The organism is Sphingomonas sp. EU05-FHT14C10, from assembly GCF_058790595.1.
Genome location: NZ_JBYTEN010000038.1, coordinates 1 through 10,114, shown reverse-complemented (window position 1 = coordinate 10,114; position 10,114 = coordinate 1). Strand labels below are relative to the sequence as shown.

9 protein-coding genes are annotated in these 10,114 nt (G+C 68.8%); 1 reads left to right on the top strand and 8 read right to left on the bottom strand.

Annotation, left to right across the window (positions count from 1 at the left end; translation table 11 throughout):
- Positions 1 to 388: 388 nt before the first annotated feature.
- Genes AC3WT0_RS19640 through AC3WT0_RS19625 form a run of 4 tightly spaced genes read right to left on the bottom strand, consistent with a single transcriptional unit; the run spans position 389 to position 3,085 of the window.
- Positions 389 to 1,735, bottom strand: a complete 1,347-nt coding sequence (locus AC3WT0_RS19640) for a dihydrolipoyl dehydrogenase family protein (protein ID WP_492755096.1) — start codon at positions 1,733 to 1,735, stop codon at positions 389 to 391.
- Positions 1,717 to 2,496, bottom strand: coding sequence for a mercuric reductase (gene merB, locus AC3WT0_RS19635; protein ID WP_025549114.1), 780 nt, complete (start codon positions 2,494 to 2,496; stop codon positions 1,717 to 1,719). Before merB ends, AC3WT0_RS19640 begins: the two co-directional genes overlap by 19 nt.
- A 9-nt stretch (positions 2,497 to 2,505) precedes the next feature.
- The gene (locus AC3WT0_RS19630) at positions 2,506 to 2,733 is read right to left on the bottom strand and encodes a GDCCVxC domain-containing (seleno)protein (protein ID WP_025549113.1); all 228 of its coding nucleotides are present in this window, start codon (positions 2,731 to 2,733) and stop codon (positions 2,506 to 2,508) included.
- Positions 2,726 to 3,085, bottom strand: a complete 360-nt coding sequence (locus AC3WT0_RS19625) for a hypothetical protein (RefSeq protein ID WP_017184393.1) — start codon at positions 3,083 to 3,085, stop codon at positions 2,726 to 2,728. Before AC3WT0_RS19625 ends, AC3WT0_RS19630 begins: the two co-directional genes overlap by 8 nt.
- A 74-nt stretch (positions 3,086 to 3,159) precedes the next feature.
- Here AC3WT0_RS19625 and AC3WT0_RS19620 point away from each other — a divergent pair, with 74 nt between their 5' ends.
- A complete protein-coding gene (locus tag AC3WT0_RS19620; RefSeq protein ID WP_017184392.1) occupies positions 3,160 to 3,576 on the top strand; it encodes a MerR family transcriptional regulator in 417 nt (138 codons plus the stop codon).
- Between the two features lie 3 nt (positions 3,577 to 3,579).
- Here AC3WT0_RS19620 and AC3WT0_RS19615 read toward each other — a convergent pair whose 3' ends face one another.
- The 4 genes from AC3WT0_RS19615 to AC3WT0_RS19600 form a co-directional block, all read right to left on the bottom strand.
- Complete coding sequence (locus AC3WT0_RS19615; RefSeq protein WP_017184391.1) at positions 3,580 to 4,449, bottom strand: ArdC family protein; 870 nt, start codon at positions 4,447 to 4,449, stop codon at positions 3,580 to 3,582.
- 155 nt (positions 4,450 to 4,604) lie between these two features.
- Complete coding sequence (locus AC3WT0_RS19610) at positions 4,605 to 6,782, bottom strand: hypothetical protein (protein WP_039574906.1); 2,178 nt, start codon at positions 6,780 to 6,782, stop codon at positions 4,605 to 4,607.
- A complete protein-coding gene (locus tag AC3WT0_RS19605) occupies positions 6,779 to 8,566 on the bottom strand; it encodes a hypothetical protein (protein WP_492755095.1) in 1,788 nt (595 codons plus the stop codon). The genes AC3WT0_RS19610 and AC3WT0_RS19605 overlap by 4 nt, the downstream gene beginning before the upstream one ends.
- A complete protein-coding gene (locus tag AC3WT0_RS19600) occupies positions 8,563 to 9,912 on the bottom strand; it encodes a tyrosine-type recombinase/integrase (RefSeq protein WP_039577820.1) in 1,350 nt (449 codons plus the stop codon). The genes AC3WT0_RS19605 and AC3WT0_RS19600 overlap by 4 nt, the downstream gene beginning before the upstream one ends.
- Positions 9,913 to 10,114 lie beyond the last annotated feature (202 nt).

The window sequence follows — 10,114 nt, the reverse complement described above, 5'->3', positions numbered from 1 at the left end:
GCGACATATCCTGACAGTCCAGCCCCAATCCGGGGTTCGAGGAAGAAAACCATCGGCTGCCTCCAGCACTGCCCAAAAACCGCATCGGCCTCCCCCGAGGCGGGGGTGGGCGGCGAGAGCGACCGAAGAGGCCCGTTCGAGCGGCGGGCTGCACCCGCAGGGGCGAAATGAAATGGAGCAGCCCGGCGAAGCCGGGGCTTGCAGCCCGCCGTGGCGGGCCTAGCAGGGAGCGCCGACCACCTCCGCGTCGGAAGGGAGGCCCAAAAAGTAGCGCCGCCGCGTCAGCGGCGTCCGCAGATCAGGCGGGCGACAGCCCGCTATCGTCTTTCGCGACAGGCTGCCGCCCGCCCGCGGGCGAGCACTGGTGACGGATCGTGCGCGGCGTCGCCTAGAGCATGTAGCCGATATCCGAGGCGCCGGTCGGATAGGCAAACATGGTGGAGCGTAGATCGGCCGCGGTGAGGCCGTGGCGGATGGCCAGGCCGAAAAGGTTGATCACCTCGTCGGCGTTCGGCCCGACGAGATGCGCGCCGAGGACGAGGTCCGTCCGCTCGTCGATCAGAACTTTGTGGCCATAGACCGGCTCGGCGAGCCGGCGGGCGGTGAACCAGTCCGGCGTCGAGGCCGCGTTAACCCGGAACTTGAGGCCGCTGCGGCGCGCCGCCTCTTCCGAAAGCCCGACGGCGGCGATCGGCGGCACGGTGAAGGCGACGCTCGGAACACCGCGATAGTCGGGCTCGCGCGATGGACCTTGCAGGAGGTTCGCGGCGACGATCTTCGCGTCGTGGCTCGACACCGGGGTCAGGGGCGGCCCGACGCCGGCGGCGTCACCGGCGGCATAGACCCGCGGGTTGGAAATGCTGCGCAGATGCGCATCGAGCTGCAGTCGTCCGTCTTGCACCGCGACCTGCCCGGTGGACAGGTCGAGGCTGCCGAGATCGGGACGACGCCCGGCAGCATGAATGACGAGATCGCAGGCGACCTCCAGGTCCGGCGCTCCCTGGCGAGAGGCACGCACCTGCAGGCCGTCCCCGTTCCGCTCGACCCGTGTGACCGCGGTGCCGGTCTCGATGCGAATGCCGAGCGCCGTGAACCGCGGTGTGAGCCAGCCCACCAGGTCGGGATCGAAATGCGGCAGCAGCCGGCTAGCGCGCTGCAGCATCGTGACTTCGGCGCCGGCACGTGCGGCCAGATGCGAGAACTCCGCGGCGACATAGCCGCCGCCGATCAGCACGATCCGGCGCGGCAGCGTCTCCAGCTCGAGGAAAGCGTCGCTCGTGCTGACCAGCTCCTCGCCTGGAATGCCGAGCGGGATCGGCCCCGCGCCGGTTGCGATCAGGATATGCTGGGCCTGCAACGTCCGACCGTCGACCGCGACCGCGTCCGGGCTTGCGAAGCGCGCTAGCCCGTGGAAGGCGTCGACGCCCAGCTTGGCGTAGCGGCGTTCCTGCTTGGCGGGGACCGGATCGGTAAAGCTGCGCTTGAACGCCATCAGGCTCGGCCAATCGATCGCCAGGTCGCCGCCGACACCATGTCCGGCCATGCGAGCGGCGGCATCGATCGCCTCTTCGCCGCTGACCAGCATCTTCTTGGGATCGCAGCCCCGTAGCGCACAGGTGCCGCCGAACGGGCGGTGGTCGATGACGGCGACGGACCATCCGGCGGCGCGGACCTGGCCGATCGCGACCTGGGCGGCTGTTCCGCTGCCGATGACGATCAGGTCGTAATGGGCCATGGCAATATCCCTCCGAGCATCGGTGCAAAGATCGCGCGGCCGACCTGGAGGGCCTCGCGCAGGGTCAGGCGAATGCCGTCGCGGGCGGTCACGGAACCGTCCATACGCCAGGCTTCAAGATGATCGGCATGGCAGAAGAAAGCCTGCTGAGTGCAGAGCGAAGACGCTGCACAGCCGCCGGTGTAGCGATGACCGGACCAGACGAGAATCCCCTCGGGCACGACGTCGCCCAAGGTGCAGCCCCGGTCGTGGACATGGATCGCAAGCGAGCGCCGGCATTGGCGGCATGACGAGCGGATGAGGCTGGCGTGCGGTGCGATCGTGCAGATCCCCAGCGCGTCGAGGGCGCACATGGCTCCCATCGTGATACCCGCGGCCTCCACCTGATGCTCACTGGGAGCATCGGTGAAAGGATAGGCGCCGCTCACTCGGCCGTCGCCGTCGAGGACCACGAGATCGCGTCCGGCGAGCCGGTGGAGCGCTGCGGCCACGTCGCCGGGCGGGAGCGCAACCGCGGCAGCGATCTCCACCGGCGCCGGCGCGTGGCCCTGGGTGACATAGGCCCGGAGGATGGCACGCCGCACCTCGTCCTCGGTGCTGTCGATGCCATGCCACCTGCGGCCGATAAATGCCGCGAACAGCGCTGTCAGGGCCGAATGGGCGCTTGGCGCGGTGACCGCAGTCCAGTCCGGGACGACGGTGCCGTCGGGGAATGCAACCGTCGGTTCAGGGGCAGCGTCAGCGGGGGTGGCAAGCGTCACGGCTTGTCTTCAGCCGCAGCAGGACGCGCCCTTGCCCTCGATCTGGATCGGCGGACACGGAACGTCGCCATAGGAACAAAAGACGCAGCAATCGCCCTGCTTGGGCTTGAGGACCGCGCCGCAGCCCCGGCAGTCATAGAAAAACTGGCATGCGTTGGTCGGCATCGTCTCGGTCGCCTGATGTCCGCAGTGCGGACAGGTCAGGGTCGAGTGCAGCTCCGGAACGACGTCAGACATAGCTATAACCCGCCCAGAGCAGTGCCGCGCCGACCAATAGGCCGGCGAGAGTGAGGATGCGCGTCCAGCGCGGCGTGCACACGCCGTCCGGGCCGCAGCGCATGGCGGCGAGTTGCTGGCGCAATAGCAGCGCGGCGCCGGCGACGAGGCATAATGCGCCGATCACGAGGAGCGGCGTGCGATAGGGCGCGGAGACGACGGCCACGCCGCTGAGCCAGGCCGCGCCGATGCCGGCGGATGCCAAGAGGATCGGCAGTGCGCAGCAGGCAGCGACGCCGAACGCGGCGGCGATCCCCGCCAGGGTAAGCGCGGCGGTACTTATCCCCTTGGGCGGGCTTGGTGTCTGGGTCACGGGCGACTCCTTGTGGCGGGCATGCAGCTATCCTACCATCTGTAGCGACTACAGACTCAAGAGGTATTTTGAAGATGGCCGCAACCGCCGCGATCCAGATCGGCGAACTCTCGCGCCGTACCAGCTGCAACATCGAGACGATCCGCTATTACGAGCGGATCGGGCTGCTGCCCGTTCCGCCGCGGCGGGGCCGTTACCGCAGCTACGGTCGGGAGGACGTGGCTCGCCTGGGCTTCGTGCGCCGTGCGAGGGAGCTGGGCTTCACCCTTGACGAGGTGCGCGCCTTGCTCGGACTCGCGGCCGGCGGCCAGGCCTCCTGCACCGAAGTCCGCGAGCTCGCGGCGTCGCATCTGCAGGATGTGCGCGCGCGGATCGCGGACCTCAGGCGGATGGAACGGGTTCTGGCAGACTCGGTGCGAGCCTGCGATGCCGGTCAGGATCCGGGCTGTCCGCTGCTTGATGCGCTCGGCGCCGAGGTGCGGGCCGCGTGAGCGTCACGGCTGCTGGGCGTGCATCCAATCGGCCGCCGCCTGCGCCTTGCTGGCCGCAGTGAAGATCGCGCGGCTGTCGTTCTTCAGCACCTGAAGCCAGGAGGCGATATAGGCGGCATGATCGGGACGCGGATCGTGCGCGATGCCGAGGTCGGCAAGCAGGAACGAGGCGGTCAGCTCGGCGGTCGCTTCCTCCATCGCGAGCGCGTCCTTGGTCCACCTGGCGCTGAAATCCCGGTCGAGCCGATGCGCCGCGCCGCTGGCATGGGCACACTCGTGGATATGGGTGCCGTAGAATCCATGCGCGCTACGGAAGGTTGCGAAGTGCGGCATGTAGATGCGGTCTTCGCCGAGATGGTAATAGGCGCTGCTCGACCCGTAGACCGTGTCGATACCGAGCGCGGCGATGAAGGCCTCGGCGGCCGCAAGGCGCTCGCTCTCGGGCAGGACCGGCCCGGGCTCGGGCGCGTAGCCGTCGACCTGATCGGCGTTGAACAGGCTGAACGCCCGGGCGAAGAGCCGCCGTCCCTTGCCGCCATCTTCGTCATCCTGCTCGTCGTCGCGCCGGCTGATCTCCTTCCAGAGGACGCCGAGGCTGGCCTGCTCGCCCTTGCGGACCTGGGCGCCGCGGTCCTGCCACTGACGATAAGTGCCCCAGACCCCGCTCGCATAGCCGCCGCCATAGGCCGCCGCCCAGAGCGACACCGTGTTGATGCCGCGATAGGGCTTGCCGCTGGCGATGTTGGTCGGCCGGGTGACATCGGCGCCGCTGTGATGCCATGGCATGCGCCAGTTGCCCGTACCGGCTTCGATCGCTGCAAGGATCGCCTCGGTGACCCGAGTATAGACGTCGGCTCGTACCTGAGTTGGCATGATCTGAACTCCGCTTGCCCGTCGGGGGCCATCCCCGGCGGCGGAGCTCGACTAGCGCCGGGCACAAGCGCGGTTGCGCACCCGTAGGGCCGCAGCGAAGCGGAGGACGGCAACGCCGTTGCGCCAGCGCGCCGACCGGCGCAGAGCTTCCGCCGTCAGCCGGGGTTGGCCTCCGGCGGCGCGGGGCCGATGGCGTCGATCACGGTAGTGAGCCGGTTGATCTCGGTGGCGAGTGCATGGCGTTGAAGATCCGACAGACGTCGTTCGCGCAGCAATGCCCTGGCATCATCGGCCGCGCGTTCCCAAGCTGGCCTGTGACGGGCGGTGATGCAGGCGTTGGGACAGCGGGTCGGCTCGCACAGCGCCGTGAGCGGCTGCTTGGGATCGGGGGTGGTCACGCGCTTGAGGCAGAGCGCGGTGGCGGGATCGAAGAAGCAATCCGCGAGGAGGCCGACATGGAGGGTTCGCGCGACGCTGGCGAGCATGACACGTAGCCGGGAGCGGTCGGCGATCATGGCGGGCAAGGGCCCGAGCTGCACGGCCGCATCGTCGAGCGTCCGCGCGATGCGTGGTCCCGCCGGCCCCGCGAGTGAGGCACCGCCCTGCCGCCGGTCGAAATAGTCCAGCAGGTCGCCCTGCTGACCGAGCCGGCGCTGCGCCTCGACCTCGGCGCGAAACCCCGATGCGCTGGTTCCGGCATAGCCCTCGAAAGCGGCGACCGAGGCGTGCTTATACTGGATCATGCCGGCGATGGTGCCGAACGGACGGTTGGCGATGTGCCATGCGATGGTGCGGCGGAACTGCCGCGTCGTTATGCGCCACGGCTTGCCACCGGGTCCGGACGGGATGACCGGCACATCAGGGCTGCCGAAGGCAGCGTTGAGGTGGTCGCGGAAGGCGTTGAGTTGGCGGACCACCTCGCTCGACAGATGCGTCTTGGTGGCGGCGCCGGGGCGTAGCACCGGCCAGAGCGTATCGCTGCCGCTGGCGCGCGTCGGTCTTGCCGACAGGCGTTCAAGCACCGCTATCGCGTCTGCGACCGGCTCGATCGTCACCCAGCTCGCCGCCTCGCCCATGGTCGACCGACGCTTGTAGATGGTCGATCGAATGCGATGCCGCTCGACCAGGCCATCCTCGCTGCGCGCGATCGAGAGGCACCCCCGCCGCATCGCCTGCACCTCGCAGTCGCGCATGCCGGTGAGGTAAGCGCACACTATATAGGCGGCCGCCTGAAGCATCCGTTCCTCTTGTGCGAGCGTCTTCGCATCGAAGCGTGCGCGCCATGGCCGACCGCTATCGGGATCAATCGAGATCGGCGTGTCCATGCCGCCCACTTCGACGCCCAGGTCGGCGGCAGCGGCTTCGATCAGGGCGGAGACGCCCTTGGCGAGTCCGAAATGCATGGCCGGTTCCGCCTCAGCATCGACACCGGCATGAAGATGGAGAAGATGGACGTTGATCGGCGGCGTCGCTTCTCCGGTGCGGGGATCGGTGCGCGTGACGCCGTTATGCGCGGTCGTCCAGATCGGCACGCCGCGGCCTTGCCGGGCTCGACGCGCGATATGGCGCTCGAGGCGCGCGCGCTGCCGCAGGCGGCGCTCTGCGCCAGGCAGTCCGCGCTCGGCGGCAAGCAGCCGGGCGCGGCGCGCCTCGAGCCGATCCAGCGCGGCCCGAGCCGATAGAATATCGTGCGCGAAGACGGTGACGTAGCGCAATGACCAGGCGAGCAGTGCGGCGATGACATCTTCCGGAAACCGCGGGGTACGGTTCTCAACGACGTGCCGATAGCCTGCGACGCGGGCGGGTGCCTGTCCGGCCCAGGGCTCAAACGCGAGGCCTCCGCCAGCGAGGCGGTCACGATAGTGATAGAGATCGGAGACCACTTCGAGGAGGTGGCCGACTATGACGGGTCGCCGGGCAGAATCGTGGCGAAGATGCCTGGCATAGGCATCGGCCAGCGCCTGATCGATGCGGCCAAGGTCGAGCCCTCCAAGCGTCAGGCGCGCGAAGGCGAAGAACCGGCGTGCGCGGTTGAATGCCTGGCGGATGCTCGCCGGCGGCAGCTTCGGGCGGTAGCCGGGAAGATCGACGTTGAGGCGGGCGTAGAGATAGGCACGCATCGCCGCCTGCACATCGGCATGTTCGAGCACGTCGAAATGCACGGTGACATGGCAGCGCCGCGCGTTCTCGCGGAACACGGCGGGACCGAGATCCCAGCTTGAGTCGCCGACCCGCGACAGCTCTTCGCGGGCGTGGCCCGCCTTGAGCGGCGCAGTGGCCAGCACGGGCCGATCGTCGAACGCGGGTGCGCGGGCATGGGCGGGCGTGATCATGCGCGTGCTTCCGGCGGCAGATAGAGCCGCTCGCTCTCCATCTGCCAGCGCGCATCGGCGATAACGGCATCGGAGAAGACCGGCAGGACCTGGGTCGTGATGCGGGAATGGACGCGGCCGAACTTGGCCGCCCAGTCGCTCGCCGGGAGGCTCGGTCGCTGCTCTTCGACGAACGCGAGGAAGGCGAGGATCGCGGGAAGCTTGCGCGCGGTGATGACGGCGTTGGGGCAATCGAGGCAGCCCCAGAAGGGCTGCGCGCAGGGTGAGCCGGTCTCGGAGAAGGGGCTGCTATGGAAGCCCGAGCAGGCGGCGAGCCAGACATCCTGTTCGCCGTCGAGCAACGGCCCCACCGTATCGGCCGACATCAACGGCGCCGCCTGCTCGGGCGCTTCGCGCAGCGCCTGCTCGGCCGTGGGCGCGAGGACGGTCGGCATCGCGGCGGCGACCGCCTCGCGAAAGGCATCGGCGACGGCCGCCTCGTGCAGGGGCCGGAGCGACGGCAGGTCGGCATAATGGCGCGCCGCGACCTCGCGCGTGTGACCGACCGCGAAGCGGGCCATGTGCCCCTCGGTCTTGGTGTACCACAGCGCCTTGTGGGTCTTGCGCAGCCGGGAAAGCAGCAGATGCAGCGGCTTGCCGTTATCGTCGACAATGCCACAGCGGCGAGCCCAGGCGGGGAGCGGATACTTGAGGTCGACTATGCCGGCGCGAAGGCCGCCGACGTTGTGATAGGCCCACAGGCAATCGCCGGGCAGGTGCTCGCGGGCAGCCGCCGTGGCGTCGATCAGGCGGCGGATCAGCCCGCCCGGCGTGCCGCCACCGCCGTCGCGGATGCGCATGCTCTTGTGCTCGGCGCCGCGAGCCCGGCGCTTCAGATAGCGCAGCTCCACCGTGCCGGCATGGGCATTGGCGAGACAGTCCACGGTCAGCGTCTTCAGGCACTCGGGCTCAAGGCCCGTCTCAAGCGTGAGCAGCACGAGCAGCGCCGGCAGGTCGCGCGCGAGCAGATGATGCCGGCCATGCAGGTCGTCGATGAGCGTCGCGGTTGGCAGGTTGCGGCGCATGCGCATGAAATAAAGGCTCTTCAGCTCGGGCTGGTCTGCGACGATAAAGCCCTGCCGCGCGATGATCGCTTCGACATCGGCGCGGGCGGCGGTGATGGCCGGATCACCCTCGTCGGTCCGATCGTCGGCGCCGAGACGGCGGAACATCGCTTCGACATCGGCTCGCGCCGCGTCGCGCAGCGCGCGGGCGACGAAGGGGCTGTAGGCATCGCGCGGGGTCGAGCGGCCCGCCGAAGTGGCCAGCGTGTAGCGCAGCCGCTCATGCAGCTCGGGTGCGATCCGATCGGGCCGGTCTGCTTCGATCGCGCGCAGTGTGTTGATGATCTTGCTGACCGTCATGTGACGGTGGATCGCGCCCATCCCACGCCGTTCGAGCGCGGATGCGAAACCATCGATATGGACCGCGCGCAGGTCGCTGACGCCAACCACCTTCAGTCCTTCGTCGGCAAGCCAGGCGAAGAAGTGACGATAGACCTGGACATACTGCTTGATGACGCTGGCCGCACCGATCGGTCCCCCGAGCGCGGCCGACCGACGCAGCGCACCGGCAAAGGCGATGGCGAGCGGGCGAGGATCGAGCGCGGTCATATCGACCAGGACCGTCCCGCCATGCCGCGCCTCGATGGTGAACTTGAGGCCGAACACCGGATCGGGCTGCGGTCGCTCCGGCGTGATGGGCGCGAAGGCGACAGGCCGGCCCTTGCGGGGACGCTCGCTCATGCGCCCTGCGGTCCCGGCAACAGCGCCAGCAGCTCCTCGACGGCCGCATCCACCGTATCGGCGCGGGTCGCGATATGGTCGAGATAGACATAGGTGGTGGCGAGGCTCGCGTGGCCGAGCAGGCGTTGCACCTGTTGCAGCGGGTCGCCCAGGATCAGCCGATAGGTCTCCACCGGCCCCACCGGCAGTGCGGCCTCGCGCAGTCGCTGCTGGATCAGCAGAGCGAGCATATGGACTGCGAAGGTGTGGCGAAGCTGGTGCGGGCTGATCGACAGCGGGAAGCCGTTCTCCTCGCACCGCTTGCAGGCCCGGGTGAAGATCACCTCCCACGAGTTGGGGCGGACAGGCTGCCCGACCTCGGTCAGCCATAGCGCCACCGGCTCGCGGGGCGTTCCATCCTCGTCGCACAGGATCAGGCGGCATCGTTCCTCCGGGGTGCAGACATCGCGCATGCGGTCGAGACCGGCGCGGGTGACGTGGATCGGTCGCTCGAACCTGGCCGCACCGTCGCGCGCGGCGAACTTGGTCACGCCCGCGGCGCGCTCGACGGCGACATAGGCGGTGATCTGACGAAGGAGCCGGCGCGGGACCAGGACGCTGCGTCCGCGGTCGCCCTTGGTGAGCGGCGGCGGCAGGCGCAGCCAAAGCTGCTGAGCCTGATCGTGGTCGTGATCGATGGCCGCAAGCTCATCGGCGAGCAGGCCCGACGCCTCTTCGAGACGCAGGCCGGTTGTGACGAGAAGATCGGCGAACAGCGCGTTGCGCAGCCCGTTGCGATCGCGAGCGCCGGGGCGTTCCGTACCGTCAAGGGCGAGGCCGCGCAGACCGACGTCGCGGAAAATGCGGTAGTCGTCCATCGTGACGAACCGCACATCCGATCGCTTGGCAGTGCGTTCATAGGCGTCGTTGCGCGCGGCGATCATGCCCCGACGCCCCCCATGCGCCGGTCGCCATATAGCGCGCCGACTGAACGGCGCTTCGGCAATCAGCCCTTGGCTCTTACCCCAGCGGTAGAGGCGATCGAGGCTGGCGACTGCCCGGTTCCAGCTTGCCGCGCTGATCCGCTGGGCGGCGTCGCCGCGCCGCCGCGCGCGGTGATAGGCGGTCACATCGTCGCGGGCCGCGTCCCATATCGTCGTGCCGCAGGCATCGAGGAAGCGAAGCCACACCGCAACGTCATAGGCGTAGGCGCGCAGCGAATGGCGCGAGCGGATCCCCGCTAGCGGCAGGTCGACAAAGAAGCGGTCGAGATCGGGATCATAGAGAGCGTCTCCCCGCAGGATCAGCGGCACATGCGCGTCGAGCCCCCTGGCGTCGCGGCGCTCGCAAACGGTAATGATCGACACCGGCACGAAACCCTCCCCCCCGGACCCCCCACCCGGAAGCTGACCTCACACCGATGCGCCCTATGGCCCGGCAGTTATCAGGCTGGCCTCCGCCAGCTCTTGGGTCAGCGCTACGGCCAGCCTGATAACTGCCTACCGTGGGCGTCCATCGCCGACCTTACTGCAATGTTGCGGGCGGCGCAGACTGTCCAGATAAGGCGAC